At 69.0% G+C, this 17,466-nt stretch carries 18 protein-coding genes and 1 pseudogene; 9 read left to right on the top strand and 10 right to left on the bottom strand.

Annotated features, from left to right (window positions below):
* Positions 1-191: 191 nt before the first annotated feature.
* The 3 genes from AB0J16_RS48180 (at position 192) to AB0J16_RS48190 (ending at position 2,361) form a co-directional block, all read left to right on the top strand.
* Positions 192-797, top strand: a complete 606-nt coding sequence (locus AB0J16_RS48180; protein ID WP_358552839.1) for a hypothetical protein — start codon at positions 192-194, stop codon at positions 795-797.
* Positions 798-944: 147 nt separating this feature from the next.
* Positions 945-1,556 carry an AAA family ATPase gene (locus AB0J16_RS48185; protein WP_358552841.1) on the top strand — a complete coding sequence of 204 codons (612 nt, stop codon included), beginning with the start codon at positions 945-947 and terminating at the stop codon, positions 1,554-1,556.
* A 97-nt stretch (positions 1,557-1,653) separates the two neighbouring features.
* Positions 1,654-2,361, top strand: coding sequence for a nucleotidyltransferase domain-containing protein (locus tag AB0J16_RS48190; protein WP_358552843.1), 708 nt, complete (start codon positions 1,654-1,656; stop codon positions 2,359-2,361).
* A gap of 116 nt (positions 2,362-2,477) precedes the next feature.
* Here AB0J16_RS48190 and AB0J16_RS48195 read toward each other — a convergent pair whose 3' ends face one another.
* The 4 genes from AB0J16_RS48195 to AB0J16_RS48210 form a co-directional block, all read right to left on the bottom strand.
* Complete coding sequence (locus AB0J16_RS48195) at positions 2,478-2,771, bottom strand: DUF1330 domain-containing protein (RefSeq protein ID WP_358552845.1); 294 nt, start codon at positions 2,769-2,771, stop codon at positions 2,478-2,480.
* A 33-nt stretch (positions 2,772-2,804) separates the two neighbouring features.
* Entirely contained in the window at positions 2,805-4,193 is a 1,389-nt protein-coding gene (locus AB0J16_RS48200; RefSeq protein ID WP_358552847.1) for an MFS transporter, read from the bottom strand.
* A gap of 40 nt (positions 4,194-4,233) precedes the next feature.
* Positions 4,234-4,692 carry a MarR family transcriptional regulator gene (locus AB0J16_RS48205; protein WP_358552849.1) on the bottom strand — a complete coding sequence of 153 codons (459 nt, stop codon included), beginning with the start codon at positions 4,690-4,692 and terminating at the stop codon, positions 4,234-4,236.
* A gap of 280 nt (positions 4,693-4,972) precedes the next feature.
* Positions 4,973-6,214, bottom strand: a complete 1,242-nt coding sequence (locus tag AB0J16_RS48210) for an MFS transporter (RefSeq protein ID WP_358552851.1) — start codon at positions 6,212-6,214, stop codon at positions 4,973-4,975.
* A gap of 173 nt (positions 6,215-6,387) precedes the next feature.
* On the opposite strand from AB0J16_RS48210, the gene AB0J16_RS48215 reads away from it, so the two are divergent.
* The 3 genes from AB0J16_RS48215 to AB0J16_RS48225 all read left to right on the top strand — a co-directional run bounded on the left by AB0J16_RS48215 (position 6,388) and on the right by AB0J16_RS48225 (position 9,184).
* Positions 6,388-7,572, top strand: coding sequence for a PHB depolymerase family esterase (locus AB0J16_RS48215; RefSeq protein WP_358552853.1), 1,185 nt, complete (start codon positions 6,388-6,390; stop codon positions 7,570-7,572).
* Positions 7,573-7,697: 125 nt separating this feature from the next.
* Positions 7,698-8,537: a helix-turn-helix domain-containing protein gene (locus AB0J16_RS48220; RefSeq protein WP_358552855.1), complete on the top strand. Its 840-nt coding sequence runs from the start codon at positions 7,698-7,700 to the stop codon at positions 8,535-8,537.
* A gap of 65 nt (positions 8,538-8,602) precedes the next feature.
* Positions 8,603-9,184 carry a dihydrofolate reductase family protein gene (locus AB0J16_RS48225; RefSeq protein WP_358552857.1) on the top strand — a complete coding sequence of 194 codons (582 nt, stop codon included), beginning with the start codon at positions 8,603-8,605 and terminating at the stop codon, positions 9,182-9,184.
* Between the two features lie 31 nt (positions 9,185-9,215).
* Here the strand turns inward: AB0J16_RS48225 and AB0J16_RS48230 are convergent, their stop codons facing one another.
* Entirely contained in the window at positions 9,216-10,382 is a 1,167-nt protein-coding gene (locus tag AB0J16_RS48230; protein ID WP_358552859.1) for a hypothetical protein, read from the bottom strand.
* A gap of 52 nt (positions 10,383-10,434) precedes the next feature.
* The gene (locus AB0J16_RS48235) at positions 10,435-11,340 is read right to left on the bottom strand and encodes an erythromycin esterase family protein (RefSeq protein WP_358552861.1); all 906 of its coding nucleotides are present in this window, start codon (positions 11,338-11,340) and stop codon (positions 10,435-10,437) included.
* 833 nt (positions 11,341-12,173) lie between these two features.
* Between AB0J16_RS48235 and AB0J16_RS48240 the strand changes: the two genes are divergently transcribed.
* From AB0J16_RS48240 to AB0J16_RS48250, 3 genes are all read left to right on the top strand, one after another.
* Positions 12,174-12,425, top strand: a complete 252-nt coding sequence (locus tag AB0J16_RS48240) for a hypothetical protein (RefSeq protein WP_358552863.1) — start codon at positions 12,174-12,176, stop codon at positions 12,423-12,425.
* Between the two features lie 229 nt (positions 12,426-12,654).
* Positions 12,655-13,065, top strand: coding sequence for a hypothetical protein (locus tag AB0J16_RS48245; protein ID WP_358552865.1), 411 nt, complete (start codon positions 12,655-12,657; stop codon positions 13,063-13,065).
* Between the two features lie 915 nt (positions 13,066-13,980).
* Positions 13,981-14,316, top strand: a complete 336-nt coding sequence (locus AB0J16_RS48250) for a hypothetical protein (RefSeq protein WP_358552867.1) — start codon at positions 13,981-13,983, stop codon at positions 14,314-14,316.
* A gap of 381 nt (positions 14,317-14,697) precedes the next feature.
* On the opposite strand, the gene AB0J16_RS48255 is transcribed toward AB0J16_RS48250, so the two are convergent.
* From AB0J16_RS48255 to AB0J16_RS48270, 4 genes and pseudogenes are all read right to left on the bottom strand, one after another.
* A complete protein-coding gene (locus AB0J16_RS48255) occupies positions 14,698-15,930 on the bottom strand; it encodes a serine hydrolase domain-containing protein (RefSeq protein WP_358552869.1) in 1,233 nt (410 codons plus the stop codon).
* Between the two features lie 239 nt (positions 15,931-16,169).
* Positions 16,170-16,679 (bottom strand): DUF5946 family protein, encoded by a 510-nt coding sequence (locus AB0J16_RS48260; protein WP_357619408.1) that lies wholly within the window; start codon positions 16,677-16,679, stop codon positions 16,170-16,172.
* Between the two features lie 94 nt (positions 16,680-16,773).
* A pseudogene (locus AB0J16_RS48265) lies at positions 16,774-17,200 on the bottom strand (IS5 family transposase); the annotation flags it as partial.
* Between the two features lie 25 nt (positions 17,201-17,225).
* Positions 17,226-17,378 carry a hypothetical protein gene (locus AB0J16_RS48270; protein WP_358552913.1) on the bottom strand — a complete coding sequence of 51 codons (153 nt, stop codon included), beginning with the start codon at positions 17,376-17,378 and terminating at the stop codon, positions 17,226-17,228.
* Between the last annotated feature and the right edge of the window lie 88 nt (positions 17,379-17,466).

Consider the following 17,466-nt stretch of genomic DNA (forward strand, 5'->3'; position numbering starts at 1 on the left):
CTGGCGGATCATGGGACGCCCTCCTTGAAAGCGCTTTCCCGCCATCTTTGGCGCTGCCGGCCGACCCCGGCCGATGAGGTCGGCCCCCGGACACCGTCGGCGTACGCGTCGCGGCCCGCACGCACCATCGACATTCACCGGCCGTCCACGCGGCCGCAAGATGCGTCGGAGTGATCATGTAGGTTCCTCGCATGCATGGTGACGACGGTGCGGATGAGTTGGCAACGGAACGCGCATTCTTACGAGAGCAGATCGAACTCGCAGTTCTCGGTGGTTTCGACGATGAATACGACATAGAGGACTGGCTAGAGGACGAAACGACCGACGAAGATCTGCTGGAGGAGCTGAAGGCGTACGCGGAAGAGCTGTTCCGGCAGGAGCGGGCGCGTGAGGACACTTGGCTCACCCCCACCGTGAACGACGCCATCGACCAGGCATTCGAGGAGCTGAACGAGCGCGGCCTCGTCGCGTTGCAGAACGCGGGTTTCACGATGTCCGACGGTTGGACCGACGCGCTCGAAGCCGCCTCGGAGTTGCCGGACAAGCCCCGCGGCGCGGTCTTCTATCACGGCCAGGACCTCGAGTCCGGGGTTCAGGGCGACGGGCTGATGCTGGCGTTCGGCGCCTTCGAAGACGACGAGGCGAAGAGCGACGCGGCGAGCGCCGCCATCGCACAAGAGGTGTGCGACACCCTCACCGCTCACGGGGTCGAGGCCAAGTGGAACGGCTCCGTCAACTCGCGCATCGAGATCGCGCCGTTCCCGTGGCGAAAGCGCCGCTGGACCGATGCCCCTTGATCCTTGGCCCGCCGCCAAGGGAACAGTCTGTGACGCCATCCCCCTAGATCTGCGGATAAACACGCCGATACGGCACTCTTGTCACCTGACGTGCAGCAAAATGTGACCAACGCACGTGTCCGTACTATCGGGGTGAAGGTGAGGGTCTTGACAATCTCGGTGCCGGCGGTTCCGGAGGCCGCTGGGACGCTGCGCTACCCGGCCGGCTCCCTGGTGATCCTGACCGGCCTGCCCGGCGCGGGCAAGACCACGCTGCTGCGCCGCCTGTACGCCCTGGACGGCACGGAGAGCCGCCCGGTCGTGGCGGGCGCGGTGGTGGTGATCGACTCGGCGCAGTCACGCCTGCGGTGGAGCACGAGTCTGGGCTGGGCGCCCAAGCCGCTGCGTACCGCGGTGGTGTTCACGACGCACGTGTGGCGCATCGGCCGGGCGTTGCGGGGCGGCACCGCGGTGATCGCGCACAATCGCGGCTGCGGATCCGCCGTGTTGCACGGGTTCGCCTGGCTGGCGCGCCGATCGGCGGTCCCGTTCCACCTGCTGCTGCTCGACGCCCCTCCCGCGGACGCGCTGGCCGGCCAGCAGGCCAGGGGCCGGGTCGTGACGACGCGGACGTTCGCACAGCACAATCGCCGCTGGGAGGCGCTGCTGGGGCGGGTCCGGGCCGGCCGCACCAGCCCGGCCACCGGCGCGCACGTCCTGGACCGGCCGACCGCCGACCTCCTCGAAGGCATCCACTTCGACGGGCCTGTCCCCCGCTGACCGCACGCGCGCCTGGCCCCGCGGCAGGAGCCTTGAGGTTCCTACGACACCCACCACCTGCGGGCGCTGCCCGATCACCGCCCCCGAAGGACCTCCCGTGACCAACATCCCCGGCACCGTGCTGCTGGCCGGCGTCGTCGGCTCCACCGCCTACGGTTTGGCCGGGCCCGACTCCGACGTCGACCGGCTTGGCATCTTCGCCACCCCCACGCTGGCCATGGTCGGTCTGTCCCGGCCCAAGGACAGCATCGTCCACACCAACCCCGACCGGACGCTCCACGAGGTGGGCAAGTGGTGCTCTCTCGCGCTGGGTGGCAATCCGACCGTGATGGAGCTGGTGTGGCTGCCCGACGACCTGTACGAGACCCGTACCCCGCTCGGTGACCAGCTGATCGCCATCCGGACGGCGTTCCTGTCCGGCCCGCGGGTCCGCGACGCCTACCTCGGGTACGCCACTCAGCAGTTCCAGCGCCTCGACCGGCGCGGCGACGGCTCGTTCTCGGCCGACACCCGCAAGCGGACCAGCAAGCATGCCCGCCATCTCGCCCGCCTCCTGCACCAGGGGCGCGAGCTGTACGAGACCGGCCACCTGCCGATCCGGCTCCCCGACCCCGAGGCGATCCGCGCCTTCGGCGAAAGGGTCGCAGAAGGCAACACCCAGGAGGCCCACGACCTCCTGGCGGCCACCGAGAAGGCGTTCGACACCGCGCCCACGCCGCTGCCCGCCCAGCCCGACGCCGCCACGGTCGAAGCCTGGCTGCGCGAGGTCCGCATCGCCCACTGGAATCCACCGGCCGAGCGCTGACCGCCCTGCTGCGGACCACGGCTGTCGCTGTCTACCGGGGCGGCTCAGGAACTGGTTGTGTTGGGCGCGGAGAAAGATGGTGGATCTTCAGTGAAGATCCACCATCTTGACCTCGGTCAGTCGATGCCTTCGACGATGCGGAAGTCGCGCTCGACGCCGTCGGAGAGGACGACCAACGCTTCCTGGTAGGCCGCACTCTCGTGCGCCGCGACGGCCTGCTCGAAGCTGTCGAACTCGATCAGGACGGTGCGCTCGGCGATTCCGGCGTCATGCGCCACGACCCGACCGCCACGAACGAGGACCCGACCGCCTCCGGCCGCGACGGCCGGACCGGCCAGCTTGTTGTAAGCAGCCAGCTTCTCAGGGTCTGAAATGGTGCGGTAGGCGCTGACCCAGTAGCCCTTGGGCATGGAACCTCCAGTGTTGGGATGAGTGCATCTGACTTACGGGTTGGTCTCGGACGAGCGTCGGCGGGCGAGAGCGAGGCTTGTCAGCGTCGTGATCGCCATGGCGCCGATGCCGACCAGCGCCGCGGTGGTGTAGGCGCTGTCGTCGGGGAAGAGGTGGCCGAGGCCGGTGCCCGCGGTGAGGATCAGGCCGCCGATGGCGCTGCCCAGGGAGTACCCGACGCTGCGGACGACGTAGTTGAAGCTCATGGCGCTCGACGTCTCGCTCTTGGGGGTGACGGCCAGGATGACGCCGGGCATCGCGGCCGAGAAGCCGCCGACGCCGAAGCCGAGCACGCCCATCGCCGCGAACAGTTCGGTCAGGTCCGATCGGGCCGCCGCGAACAGGGCGAACCCGCCACCGACCACGACGGCGCTGCCGGCCAGGAGCAGGGGGTCGGTGATCCGCGTCCGGACCCGCGGCGTGAGCTTGCCGGCGACGAACCCCAGCACCGAGAACGGGATGAGGACCAGCCCAGCGACGAAGGTCGTCAGCCCGAAGCCGTAGCCGGCGCCGTGCGGCGTCTGCGCGTACCGGGTGATGAGCGTGAGCAGGAGGTACATGCCGATCCCGCCGACGAACATGGCGAGGTTCGCCCCGGCGACCGCCGGGTGCCGCACCGCCCGCACATCGACCAGGGGCGTCGTGGTGCGCAGCTCGATGACGGCCCAGACGCAGAGCAGCACCACCGCGACGACGGCGAGGCCCGCCGCCACGGCGAGGTGCCGGCTCCACAGATTCCGTTCACCGGCGAGGAACAGCACCAGGAGCAGCGCAGCGGCCAGGACGACCGCGCCTGCCACGTCCACGTGGGCGGAGCGGCCTTCGGGGGCTTCGGGCATGGAGCGCCACGCGGTCAGGAGGGCGGCGGCGGTGACCACCAGGCCGAGGCCGTAGGCGGCCCGTACCCCGCCGAGTTCGGCGAGCAGTGCGGCCAGCGGGTAGCCGACGCCGGCCCCGATGATCGAGACCACCGAGATCAGGGCGATCACGGCCGCGCTGCGCTCCTCGGGGAGGTGGTCCCGGGCCACGCCCATCATCAGCGCCGTCAGCCCGAGCCCGACGCCCTGGGCCGCCCTGCCGGCCAGCAGCCACGCGAACGGCAGCGGCAGCACGGTGAGCGCGCTGCCGGCGACGACGACCGCCAGCGTGGCGAGGATCGTGGCCCGCCGGTGCGGGCCGGCTCCGAGCCGGCCCAGGACCGGCGTGGCGACGGCGCCGCTGAGCAGCGCGACGGTCAGCGTCCACTGCGCGCTGCCGAGCGAGACGTGGAACGAGGTCGCCACGCTGGTGATGAGCGGCGTCCCGAGGCTGGCGACCGCCGCCACGACCAGAGCGATGAACATCAGGGCGGGGACCAGCAGCCGCGCCTCGGAACGCGCCACCGGGAACGCCTTCACCGCGACCCCGCCGACCGGCTGCCGGTCACTGCTTCGGCCCTTCGCGGTCCTGGCTTTCGAGCTCTGCCAGATGCTTCAGCGCCGGAAGGGCCGCCACCAGCGCCTCGACCTCCTCGCCGGTGAGCTCGCCGATCAACCGCTCGAACGCGTGGACGCCCGCCTGGCGCCGCGTCCGGACATAGGAGGCGCCGGCCTCGGTCAGGCACACCAGCGTGACCCGCTTGTCGGACGCGTCGCCCCGCCGCTCGACCAGGCCGGACTCCTCCATCACCCGGACCAGGGCGGTCATCGCGGGCTGGGTGACGCCCTCGACCGCGGCCAGATCGGTGATGCGCCGCGGGCCGGTCCGGTCCAGGGTGGCCAGGGTGGCGGCGGACGTCAGACTCATGTCCCGGGGCAGGCGTCTCGCGGCCCTGGTGGCCAGGCCGTAGAGGGCTGCCCCGATGGCGGCGGACGCGCCAGGAGCGGTGTCTTGACGACTCATGCCCGAAGCATAGCATTTTTATATTCATAGTTTATGGAAATGGTGCTGCGCTGGGCGCCGCGACCGCCCTGTCGCTCCACCTCGACCACGGCCCCACCTACTTCGAGACTCTGCGCTGCGCCGACATCGACCCCGACGCCGTCACCACCTCCGACCACGGCCGCCTGCACATGACCCGCGACACGTAAGCGCTGTTGAAGTCGTATCCGCTCGAGGTGGCCGCGGGCGATCCGATGGACCGCAAGCTGAGCAGGCTGAGGGCGCTGGGCGAGCAACCGCGTCACGGCAGACGGCGGAGGCTGACAGACGCCTGACCAAAGGACGCCGGAGCTGAGGCGGCACGCCCGGTGCGGGCGGCGACCACCATCACGGCGAGGCCGAGCGCCACGACCGCGGCGCCTACGTACAGCGGCGCGGTGTAACCAAGGCCCGCGCTGATCGCGAGGCCGCCGAGCCAGGCGCCCAGGGCGTTGCCGACGTTGGAGGCCGCGACGTTGGCGCTGGCGGCGAGCGGCGCGCCGCCCGCTGCGTCCGTGACGCGGGTGATCATGCCGGGCACGCCGGCGAACCCGAAGACGCCCAGCAGGAAGACCAGGACCACCGACGCGACCCGCCCGTCGGCCAGCAGCCCGAACGCCGCGAGCGTGGCGGCGAGTCCCGCCAGGGACACGATCAGCGTGCGGTCGCGGTCGCGGTCGGCCGCCCGGCCCCCGGCGACGTTGCCGATCACCAGGCCGCTGCCGTAGACGACGAGCAGCCAGGCGACATCGGCGCTGGTGAAGCCGGTGACCTCGGTAAAGGTGTACGCGATGTAGCTGAACGCCCCGAACATGCCGCCGTAGCCGAGGGCGGTGGCGGCCAGGGTCAGCCAGACCTGCCAGGAGCGGAAGGCGCGTAGCTGGGGGCGCGGACCGACCGGCCGGTGGGCCTCGTGCACGGCGCCCGCCCAGGCCGGAACCCACACGGCGATGGCGGCCACGGCCAGCACGCCGATCCCGGTGATGGCCCAGAACGTGGCGCGCCAGCCCCAGCGTTCGCCGACCAGAGCGCCGAACGGCACGCCCAGCACGTTGGCGACCGTCAGCCCGGCGAACATCACGGCGACCGCCTGCGAGGCCCGCTCCGGTGGGACCATGCGCCGGGCGACGAGCGAGCCGATGCCGAAGAAGGAGCCGTGGCACAGGGCGGCGACGACGCGGCCGAGCAGCGCCACGGCGTAGCTGGGCGCGACGGCGGACAGCAGGTTGCCGAGGACGAACAACGCCGCCAACCCGACGAGGACGGCCTTGCGGTGGATGCGGGTGGTGGCGGCGGTCAGCAGGATCGCGCCGATCGCGACGCTCAGGGCGTATCCCGAGATGAGCCACCCGGCCGTGGCTTCAGAGACGTCCAGGCCGCGGCTCACCTGGGGCAGCAGGCCCGCGATCACGAACTCGGTCAGGCCGATCCCGAAGCCGCCGAGCGCGAGCGCGACCAACCCGGCGGGCATCCGCCGCGCGTTCCTGTCCTGTCGGATGTTCACGTATAGATCATGGGGGGTCGGTCGCCGAGCTTGACAAGGCTGTCCGCGACAGAGGTATGGGCCGGACTCACATGTGCGCCTCCGGGAATTCTGGTGCGTGCCACATATCAGGCCGTTCGCCAGGAACGTACCGTCACGGGCAATCGCCAGGCGTGTGAACCACGGAGTCGCCGATGTTTCCACTCCCCAGCCGAGCCGTCGTCAGAGCCGTGACGGCGCTCGTCCTCATCCTCGCCCTACTCGCCGTCGCGCGCCCGTCCCGGGCGGCCTCCCTGACGAAGGTCACGGGGTTCGGCTCGAACCCGGGCGCCCTGAACATGTGGGTCTACCGCCCCGACGGTCTGCCCGCGGGCTCCCCCGCCGTCGTCGCTCTGCACGGCTGTACGCAGAGCGCCAACGCCTACTACACCAACTCCGGCTGGCGGAAGTTCGCCGACCTGTACGGCTTCGCGCTGATCTTCCCCGAGGCCACCACCCCGCCGTCGAACTGTTTCCAATGGTTCCAGGAGGGTGACATCGGGCGCGGCCAGGGCGAAGCGCTGTCCATCGCCCAGATGGTGTCGTACGCGATCAGCACCTACCAGCTCGACCCCGGTCGCATCTCCATTACCGGCCTGTCCGCGGGCGGCGCGATGACCGCGGTCATGGTCGCGGCGTACCCGGAGCTGTTCGACGCGGCGTCGATCGTCGCGGGCCTGCCGTACCGCTGCTCCCCACCCGCCTCGACCAGCACCTGCATGAACGGCCCGGTCACCAAGACCCCCAAGGACTGGGGTGCCCTGGTGCGCGGCGCGTACCCCGGATACACCGGCCCGCGGCCGCGGGTCTCGATCTGGCACGGCCAGGCCGACTACGTGGTCAACAAGGCCAACGGCGTGGAACTCAGGGACCAGTTCACCGACGTACTCGGCCTGTCACAGGCCCCCGCCTCGACGACGAGCCTGCCCGGTGGCACCACGATGGAGACCTATGGCGGCGGTGAGGTCCGCTTCTACCGAATCGCCGGGATGGGGCACGGCACGCCGGTCGATCCGGGCGGCGCCGCGGAGCAGTGCGGCACGGCGGGCGCCTATTTCCTCGACACCATCTGCTCGGCGTACTACGACACCCACTTCTTCGGCCTCGACACGGGATCGCCGCCGACCTCCACACCGACGCCCACCCCCACCCCATCGCCGCAGCCCTGCTTCACCGCCACCAACTACGCGCACACCCAGGCGGGCCGGGCCCACCAGTCCGGCGGCTACGCCTATGCCAACGGCTCCGACCAGGCGATGGGCCTGTGGAACACGTTCGTGACCACGACCTTGCGGCAGACGGGACCGAACTACTACGAGGTGGCCGGCACCACCTGCTAGGTCAGAGTGGACGGTTGATCATCAGGCGCTGAAGGAGAAGAAGCGCCCGCCGCCGTCCTACGGCGGACGGCGGACGGCGTGCGACGACCTGGCGGTCCGCCCGTACATCGGCGATGCTGTGACGCGTGAAGTACGTGTCCAGAGTGCCGCGACCACCGCTGGACGGGCTGATCGACGACCTTTACTACCTGGAGGGCGCACCGCCGTACGCCCGGCTGACGCTGCCGCCGATGCCGTCGGCGTTGCTCATCGTCAACCTCGGGGCGCCGTTCCGCATCCGCGCCGGCACCGACATCGAGACGGCCGAGTACGCCGACGGCTGCGTGGTCACCATGCCCACCCGCGCCTTCGAGTTCGGCTATCCGCCGGGGACCCGGTCAGTCGGCGTGCATGTCAAGCCGTGGGGGCTGGCGCCGTTCCTGCCGATGCCCGCGGCCGAGCTGTGTGACCGGCCGGTGACGGTGGAGCAGGTTTGGGGCCGGCCCGCCATTGCTGAGCTGCGGGACCGGCTGGCCACGGCGAACGGACCGCACGAGATGCTGACGCTGCTCGAGCAGGAGCTGATGCGACGGCTGTGCGAGACCGCCGGCCTGGGGCTGGTCCGCCATACGAGCGGCGTCATCGCGGCGACCAGCGGGTCGGTGGCGATCGGCGACCTGAGCGTGGCAGCCGGTGTCAGCAGCACTCATCTGGCGCGGCGGTTCAAGGAGCTCATCGGCGTCACGCCGAAGCGGCTGGCCCGCACCTACCGCTTCGCCGCCACCGCGTTCGCGATCGACCCCGCCGGACCGATCGAGTGGGGCGAGCTCGCCGCCGGCGCAGGCTACTTCGACCAGGCCCACTTCGGCCACGAGTTCCGGGCGTTCACCGGGCTCACGCCGACCCGGTACGTCGAAGTCCGGCGGCGGTTCCTGCGCGAACATCCCGGCCACGTGATGGACGGCTGGCCGCTGCCGGCCGATTGATTTCTTACAAGAGCGACAGCTCACGACACGCTAATTTGGGGCACCCCAAAGCAGAGGAGAGCCCCGTGGGCAAGGTGGTCATGTACAGCTCGGTGTCGGTGGACGGCTTCGTCGCGGACGAGAATGACCAGCCCGGACCGCTGTTCGACTGGTTGTCCAGCGGTGACGTCCCGTTGGACGAGAGCGGCGAGCTGAAGGTGTCGCAGACGTCCTACGACTACACCCGGCCGTACTGGGACCAGATCGGAGTCACGATCGTCGGCCGCCACGTCTTCGACATGACGGATGGCTGGGACGGGAAACCTCCGGCCGGGATCGACCACGTGGTCGTCGTGTCGCACCGGCCGATGCCCGAGGGCTGGGACCCCGAGGCGCCGTTTCACTTCGTCGACGGCGTCGAGGCCGCCATGGCCAAGGCGCAGGAGCTCGCGGGTGACCGCATGGTCGAGGTCGCCGCCGGCGACGTCGGTGGCCAGGTGCTTGCCGCGGGCCTGGTCGACGAGGTGCGCATGGACGTCGTACCCGTCGTGTTGGGGTCCGGCAAGCGCTACTTCGGGTCGGTCCACGCGCAGCACCTGTTGGAGGACCCTGACGTGGTGATTCAGGGCAACCGGGTGCTTCACCTGCGCTATCGGGTGCGCCGATAACTGATCTGAACGGGTACGCGAGGAAGCTCGTTCATGCCGGCCAGTCGCCGCCGGAGCGAAGCCAGGAGGCTCCCAGAAGCGCCGAGCACAGCGCATCCGCTTTTCCGCCATCCGTCTGAGAAGTGCAGAGCGCGTGGAGCGGCCGAGCGAAGTAGCGAACCTCTGCGGCGGCTCGCCGAACAGCGTGCTCAAGTGCTCGGCGGGAGACCCAGGCCAGCTCGTGGCCCGGGTCGTCCGTGTCCGTCGGACCGGTTAACAGGAGTCTGTCGCCGTCCGCGGCGACATGGAGCCAGGGATGACCGATCCACACCATCGAAGGAGACGGCTCGCGGTATCGGGCGGCCTCGCGCCAGCTCGCCAAGTCCGTCAGATCACTGCAGCATCCCGGCTCGACGACGAGCTTGCCCGACACCAGCAGGCAATATCCCCCTTCCAGACAGCTGACGTTGTCGAGCGCGCCCTCTTCACCCCCGCCGAGCGACCGTTGGAGCGTGGCTCGGACCAGCGTTGTCAGGTAACCTCCCGCGAGAAAACCCGACAGCGGAATCAGCCGCGGGTTGTCCGGCATCGGTTTCGGCAGCCCTGCCGCGGCGATCCTCTTCAACCAGTAGGCATCCCACAGCGACTCATCATCCGGTAGTGCGGGATAGTCCTCGGTCAGCTCGTGTACGACATCGGACAGCGCGTCGATCACTGGTACCAGCCGTACGTCATCATGGACCACCGGCGTCGGCGGCGCAGGTGCGGGGCGGGCGGTGGCACGCAGGGCCTGTTCGTACTGCCGGCGGGAGAAGACGAACGGTCCGAGAGTCGCTGACAGGTCCCAATCCCTGGCGCTGTTGGAGAACCCCGACCAGCGGACCTCTGTGTCTGTGACCTCGATTCTGGCCAGCAGCGCCCAGCACTCCGGGATGCCGCAGGTGCAGCCGAGCAACATGGTCTCGTCGTCTTCTTGGTTGTAGGCCACTTCTGTGGGCTCGCCCAGGTAATGCCGGCTCGGCCAGCCGGTCCCCGGGAAGTAGCTGTACTCGCCCGCGAGCAGTGGGGCGGGCTCGGGCGCGAACTCCTCGGCTCGTTCGAGCTGCTCGGACCGCGCGTACGGGAGCTCCGCCTCCCGCACGAGGTCGAGCAACCGAACGCCGTCGATGACGATCTCAATGAGGTCGTGGCCTGCCCGCCGGAACTCGATCTCTCGCACCCCGCCTCCTCATCGGAATCTTACGGGGGCCGTGCCGTACCCCGGTCGCCGGTCATCGCCTCGGCTCGATCCCGGAGACGCTGCGGGTTTCGGGGACGCAGGCGACCGCGTCGAAGGCCTGGGCGACCGGGAGGTCCATGAAGTAGTCGAGCATCCTGATCCGCCGGTACCTGTCCGGATCCTCACCGCGCAGATCGGCGATGGCCAAGGCAGCGCCGGTGTCGAAGGCGGTTTCGACGCAGTCGTCGGTGAGCGGGGGCAATTCGGTGTCGAAGGTCTCGATGCCGAGGGGGTGCTCGGGCGCCACCTGCCCGGTCGCGGTACGGCCGGCGACGCTGGTGGCGGCGATGGACACGTAGTCGTCGCCGAGCGCCTGGGCCAGATGGTAGCCCTGGGGGAACAGCCCGAAGTCGCCCTCGTGCTCGATGGCCGTCTTGCGGATGTGCGTGTTGTGCGTGGCGACCACCACCTTCTCGCCGCCCTCCAGCAGCCGCAGAACGGTGTCGGCTCCGGCGGCGTCCATGCACGCCGAGCCCACCGCGAGTCCCCGGCCGGTGAAGTCGCGGGCGGCGTGGTCGAGGTACCAGGCGTTGCGCAGGTGGTGGAGCGCCTGCGCGTGTTCACGCCCGCGTCCCTGACCGCGCTGGTAGGCGGCCATGGTTTCCATGCAGACGACCAGTCTGCTGATGAGCGCGCTCAGTTCATCCTGTACGGCGGGCGCCAGCCGCGTGTGGTCAGTGAAGATCTTCATGGTGGGGACGTCGCGTCCGCCACCGGCCAGCCGGAAGGCCCGCTCGGCCAGCGGCAGCGCGTCCCGGTCCGCGTCGCGCAGGTAGGCCGCGACCTTGTCGAGCGCCGCCTGCGGGCTCCCGGCCAGGCAGCCGGCGAATCGTACGGGCCGCTCCGATGATCTGAGCCGTGAACACCGTACGTCCCTCAGCTGCGGCGTTTCGGGCACTGGCCGCCAAGGCGTCGTTCGTGTCCTGCTTGAAGATCCCCATGCCTACTCCCCCCTCCGCTGGATCCCGCGAGGAATCAAGGAGATGCCCCAGTGACTCGGACAGCGCGACTTCGTTCAATGCGTTGGACGCGCCTCACATTCAAACGGTTGAGAGCGTCCGGCGATTACTCGAAACCAACCCTCTGATCCGCAGGGTAGGGCAGAGCCCTTGTCAACGAGATACCGCCCCGTCCAGGCGGTGATGGTGGAGCGGCGGTATGTGGTCGAGTGAGACGAGGTTGCTGTACGGACTGCTGTACGGCTGCGTGCCTCTCAGGCGCCTACGCGGATCATCGTATGCCGCGCCTCAGACGGCCCCCGCAGGTTCCCCGCGGAGTGGGTTCATCGACTCCGAGAGCGCCTCGGTGGTGTCTGGGTAGAGTCGTCGGCACCCACGATCCTGGAAGCTACGCGATCACGGCGGTCCTGGTCGGCATCTTCGTCGCCATAGCCGCGCCGCCGCGCGGCGCGACATCGGCTGCTCGAGCTGCATGTGCCGGCCAGCACTCGTCCATGTGCCGCCGGGGAGGCGGATGCCGTGGCAGGCGCGGGGACGGCCACGACGACCGCCAGGGCCACCAGGCCGTCGCGATCCCTGGTCTCCGCTAGTGCGGGCCCTCCAGGCGAATCTGGACGGGGCCGTCGAGCGGCGCGCCCAGCCGCCATCCCTCCAGGGATGGCGTCACTCCCCCATCTCTTGAGTGAGGCGAATATCAACTAAAGTAATTGCATGACTACTCTAAGTGACGGCATGGTGTTCTTGGTTTGATCCACTTCCCGGAGGAACACCCATGCTGCTTTTCCCCCGTCTGCTGTCCGCAGCCGTCCTCGCCACCGCCATCAGCGGACTCCTCGCCCAGCCGACCGCGGCCTCCGCCCGGCAGATCGCTGGGCCTGCGGCCCAGGCCGGGACCCCCATGTGCATCGACGCCCCCAACCGCACCAACGGCACCGATGTCCGCCTGTGGCAGTGCATGAACCACAACAACCAGAAGTGCGTGATCGACGGCGGCCAGATCAAGGTCAAGGACACTCTGGCCTGATCGCGAGGAGCCCGCACCGGAAAGCCGGACCAGGCACCGCCGTCACGGCCCCCGTTCTCCTTGGCTCAAGGCGAGCTGGGACGATGCCGTCGCCGGCGACGTGCTGCAGGTTGCCGAGGATGCGGGCGAGGCTGTTGCGATCGTCCCGGCCAGCACCTAAGAGCGACCTGCCCCAAGCCGAGCACGCCCTCGACCAATTCGCCCAGCCAAGCAGAAAGGCACGACCGCTATGAAGCACCTCGCACGCCTGGCCGCCACGGCAGTGGCCACTGTAGCGATCGGCGCGCTCGTCGGCACAGTGTCACCCGCCCAAGCCCGCACCGCGCAGGCCGCCGCGCAAGACACCTTCTCCTTCGTAGGAGCCCTGACAATGCCCTCCCCCAAGGACATCGGCCTGCGCTGGCGCGGCACCTGCGAGAAACCCGAAGGGAGAATCGTAGGTTTCGTCTACGAGGGGACGTGGTCAGCCAAAATCGACGACGATTGCAGCCCTCAGGGAACCTGGGAGACCAGCATCGGAGTCTACGACTACGAAAGTAAAGGCTTGAGGATCGGACAGCCCTTCACGTACCAGGCCACCTTCTTCGAACCGTCCGGCACCCACACCTATACCGGTGAGGCCATACTGCACTGGAGGTAGGACACAAGCCAGCCAGGGCTAGCCGGACTGCGATGCCCGGGTCCGGCTAGCGCCCACGGCCCGTCGGCGTTCTCGATCACGCTCCCGTCTCCTCGCTCACCAAACTCCATTGCCTCTTCCTCAGCCATGTGTGGCCGCACTCGCTGCACTTGTAGTAGCCCGACCGCGGCGACCATTCCAGGTTCCGCTGCCCCCAGCCGGGGCAGCGGGCCGGCATGAGCGCCGCGCCGAAAATCGCGGCACTGCGGGCGGGCATGTCACCCTCGCCAGGCCCGCTGTTCCTGTCCGAGCGGCGCCCTGTCCGAGCGGCGCCCTGTCCCGGCGCGTCGGCCGGCGGCCGGCGACATCTGCCCGCACACCGGCCGTCGCCCGCCTCAGCTACGACCGCGCCCGCCTGCTCGACACCCACGCCAGCCTCGACCGGCACCAACTGCGCGAGTCTCTCGACGTAGATGCCCTGATCCGGGGTGAGACGCAGCGTGTGAGCGATGGCTTCGAGGACCGGCTCCGCGGATGTCAGGCGTCCCTGCTTGATGCGGATGTACTAGTCCTGGCTGATCGCCGCCCCGGCTGCGACCTCCTCCCTTCGCAGGCCGGCGACACGACGCGTCCCCGGCTCTCCCGGGGGGCAGCCAAGTCGGTGGGGTCGAGATCACTCTCCGGGTCTATGCCCACGTGATCCGCGCAGCGGACGCGTCGGCGGCGGACATCTTCGCCCAGGCGATCAACGAGTGAGCACCCCTTGTTAGCAGCGGTGTCAGCAAGATCCAGATATTGCCAGGACAAACACAAAGGCCCGTTCCAGGTTTTCCCTGGTAACGGACCTTGATGCTGTGTGCGGCCGGAGGTACTCGAAACCTCAACCTTCTGATCCGTCGGAAAGGGCGGACGCTTTGTCAGCGGAGCTTCGCCCAGATGAAGCAGCGGATGCTGGTCCGTAGCGCGGGGTTACGTATGGCGGTCGATGCCGCGCATGCCGCGATCATCGACCGGTGCGGGAACGTGATCGGCAAACGGCAGATCGAGGACCTGGTCATCGCCGCCGCGGCCGATGTCGAGGCCTTCTACACCGCCTGTGTCCCACTGCTGCGCACCGCCGCCCAGGAGCCCGAGGGTCGGGCTTGGAACGGGCGGGCTCCCTCAGCTGCCGGTAGCCTCCGGATGTGTCGAAGTCACGAGGCGGAAGCCAGCCCGCCGATTCCGGATCACCGGCGGTCGGACGATCCGCGTCGACGTGCCACTGCGGCTTGAGTGGCCGCTCCGGTCTGGATCCGCAACCGGTGCGGTTCTGCTCGATCTCGCTGCCGGGCGGAAGCGAGGTCTCGACGCGGACCAGTTCTTGGCGGGCGCATATCTTCGTCGTCACCAACAGCCTGCGGCTTCGCCGCTTCCGCCCCACCTCCTGGCCGTGTCGCCATCGGTCACGTCCATGCGGTAGCCGACCACGGGCACCGTGGCGATCAGCCATGGCTCGCCGGGTCGGCGCCGAGCATGAGGATCGCCGCTGCCGCCGCCGGAGGCGATGATTCGTCGGGCGATCTGGTTGCCAGGCCGGGGAATCCACCCGTCCCGAGCCAGCGGATTTCCCAGCCCGCGCCTCTTTCTTCAGGTCGGCTATGCCATGGCCGCGCGTCAGCCGCCACCACCGCCGCCGGGTGAAGCCCCGATGATGGCCCGCGTCTGCTGTCCGGTGATCTCCTGCAGCGGTATGTCGTCGTAGTTGCTGAGGACGACGCCGACCCATCCGGCGTCCGGGTAGATGCTCCAGTGGGTGGAGCTGCCGGGGTGGACGCCGCTGCGCGAGAGCTCCCACTGGCCTTCGACGATGTGGGCTGTCGGCCCGTAGGTGCTGAACCCCGGGGAGCCTCGGAAGTTGGGGGCCTTGACCGAGGTGAACACGTCGGCCCAGGCCGGGTCGAGCACGGTGCCGTCGTACAACGCTTCCGCGAACCGGATCAGGTCCGGTGCGGTGACGAACCCGCCGTCCGGGACGAAGTTGCGGGCATTGTTCCGGCCCGCCAGACCCGGGCTCGGGCTGTCCTTGTCCAGATTGCGGACGGCGTCCACCCAGCTGCCGTCGGCCTGTTTCATGTACGAGTGCGCGATGTGCTCGTCGGCCAGCCACTGCGGCCTGGTGTAGTACGCCGAGCCGGCCATGCCGCAGCGCCCGAAGATGTGCTCACGCACGTAGTCCCAGAACGTCATGCCGGTCACCGCCTCGACGATCTGCACGGTGACATCCGCGCCCCAGCCGGGTTTCTCCGAACCCGCGCCGGGGGCGGCCACCAGCTTCGCCTGCCGGGTGTACTGCTGGTAGTACTCGTGCTGCTCCTCCTTACTGCGGAAGACGCGTTTGTAGTCGTGCTCCGGAAAGGACAACCCGGAGGTGCCCATGAGTAGGTGGTGGATGCGCACCTGCTCAGCGATCTCCTTGGCGAAACCGGTCAGGTAGGTGCCCACCGTGTCCCACAGTTTCAGCTTGCCCCGCTGCGCCAGTTGCACAATGGACAGGCTGACGAACGGTCCGCCGTAGAGGTTGAACGCGACACCTTCGTGGTTACCGATCCCCTTCTCCTTGTCGGCCATGCCGTAGCTGCGCGACAGCACCGTCCGGCCCCGGTGCGACAGGAGTACCACTCCGGAGAACTTGTCCTCGGCGGCCAGCTTCGCCACGTACCGGTCGTAGGCCCCGCCGGGCCGGGTGTCCGGCGGGATCCGGTCCTGCTCGGACGGCTCGGACGCGGCGGCGGGGGCGGTGCCGAGCCCGGCGTCTAACAGCGTGCCGGCCGCCATCGCACCGGCAGCCAGCCCGCCCCATCCGAGCAGCCGCCGCCGCTCGACACCACGTACGGAATCCGAGCCCATGTCATCGCCCTCCCCGCACTAGGCAGGAGGCGAGTGCTCGTTGAGGGACGCGATGGTCCCGCGCGCTGTTGGTCATGGCTGCGATATTTCGTCGCGAATATCACCGGCCCGCGCGCGTGATGTCACCGTTTCTCGACAACCCCTGATCTCGACCGGGACTCCGTGACAGTGGGCACGCTAGGGCGTGTTTCCCGGAGTTGACGGTGGCTGGATTCGGCTCTGTGCAGGATCTGCTCGGATCAGGAGTGTGGGTGCCAGGAACCGAGCTGGGCGTCGGTCATGGTGGCGATCTCGTTGTGGACGTGGCTCCAGGCGGCCCATACGCTGCGGCCCCAGGTTTGGACCAGGTCGATGTGCTCGCCCACGGAGGAGGCCATAGTGACGTCGAAGACCGTGACCTTGCCGACGTTGTCTGGCGGGGTGAAGCGGGGCCAAGACGGGACGGTGTTGGCCAGGTAGCCGTGGGCGTTGCGAGCTTGCAGACCGGTGAATCCGCGTTCAAAGACCAGGTAGAGGCCGTTCAGCGCGAACGCCACGGCGATCGGTTTGGTGCCTGCGCTGACGTGTTGGGCGCCGTAGGCGTCCACACAAGTTTGGTGCCAGATGGCGAGCCGGGCGGGATGGGCATGGTTGAACGCGGCGACCTCGCCAGAAAGCCGCAAGCACTCGGGCGAGGCGTTGTATCGGGTTTCGTTGCTCGTCCGTCGTTCGTCGGGCAGTTCAAGGCGGCACCCGGGGCACACACTCATGCGGTTCAGGTTATGTTCTTGATCGCCGAACCGGGTCGCGGAGCCAGATCTTGATGGACGCGACGTCGATGGTTCCCTGGTAGATGCGTTCGCGCTTATCGAAGCGCGTGGCCACCGCCCGGAACTGCCGCAGCTTGTTGAAGCAGCGCTCGACGGTGTTGCGCTCCTTGTACCGCTCGGCGTCGAAGTTGGGCGGGCGGCCTCCGGCCGAGCCACGCTTGAGCCGATTGGCCTTCTGGTCCTCTTTGACGGGGATGACCGCCTGAATACCATGTCTGCGCAGGGAGGCACGATTGACCTTGGAGGAGTACGCCTTGTCGCCCATCGCGCGGCCAGGCCGCTTGCGGGGACGGCCGCGCCCCGCGGCGCGGGATGCGGATGGACTCCATCAGCGGAATGAACCGTGGCGAGTCGCCGTGCTGACCCGGGCTGGTCAGCCGGGTGACCGGCCGGCACCGCCGGTCGGCGACCAGGTGAATCTTGGTGGTCAAACCGCCCCGCGAGCGTCCCAGTCCCTCGCGGCCCTTGCCCGTGGCCGGATTCTTGTCATTCGATCCCGCCCCCTGTGGGATCGTCGCGGGCCGGTTCGTGGGCGGCCCCAGCGGCGTGCTGATGGGCGCGGGCGACGGTCGAGTCGGCTGACACCGTCCAGTCCTTGCCCTCGATCTCATCGCACCCAGCGCGCAGCCCATCCAGCACACATCAGGACTTACAGGACAGCCAGTTCAAGATCCAGGAAACACGCCCTAGGGCCGTTGCGTGAGGGGGGTTTCTCGTGTTCGGACCC

This window comes from Nonomuraea sp. NPDC049750 (assembly GCF_040659625.1).
Classification (GTDB): Bacteria; Actinomycetota; Actinomycetes; order Streptosporangiales; family Streptosporangiaceae; genus Nonomuraea.

Coding starts and splice junctions, on each gene's coding strand:
- AB0J16_RS48215 (WP_358552853.1), top strand. CDS start 6,388: ATGTTTCCACTCCCCAGCCGAGCCGTCGTCAGAGCCGTGACGGCGCTC.
- AB0J16_RS48240 (WP_358552863.1), top strand. CDS start 12,174: ATGCTGCTTTTCCCCCGTCTGCTGTCCGCAGCCGTCCTCGCCACCGCC.
- AB0J16_RS48245 (WP_358552865.1), top strand. CDS start 12,655: ATGAAGCACCTCGCACGCCTGGCCGCCACGGCAGTGGCCACTGTAGCG.
- AB0J16_RS48250 (WP_358552867.1), top strand. CDS start 13,981: ATGAAGCAGCGGATGCTGGTCCGTAGCGCGGGGTTACGTATGGCGGTC.
- AB0J16_RS48180 (WP_358552839.1), top strand. CDS start 192: ATGCATGGTGACGACGGTGCGGATGAGTTGGCAACGGAACGCGCATTC.
- AB0J16_RS48205 (WP_358552849.1), bottom strand. CDS start 4,692: ATGAGTCGTCAAGACACCGCTCCTGGCGCGTCCGCCGCCATCGGGGCA.
- AB0J16_RS48195 (WP_358552845.1), bottom strand. CDS start 2,771: ATGCCCAAGGGCTACTGGGTCAGCGCCTACCGCACCATTTCAGACCCT.
- AB0J16_RS48255 (WP_358552869.1), bottom strand. CDS start 15,930: ATGGGCTCGGATTCCGTACGTGGTGTCGAGCGGCGGCGGCTGCTCGGA.
- AB0J16_RS48260 (WP_357619408.1), bottom strand. CDS start 16,679: ATGAGTGTGTGCCCCGGGTGCCGCCTTGAACTGCCCGACGAACGACGG.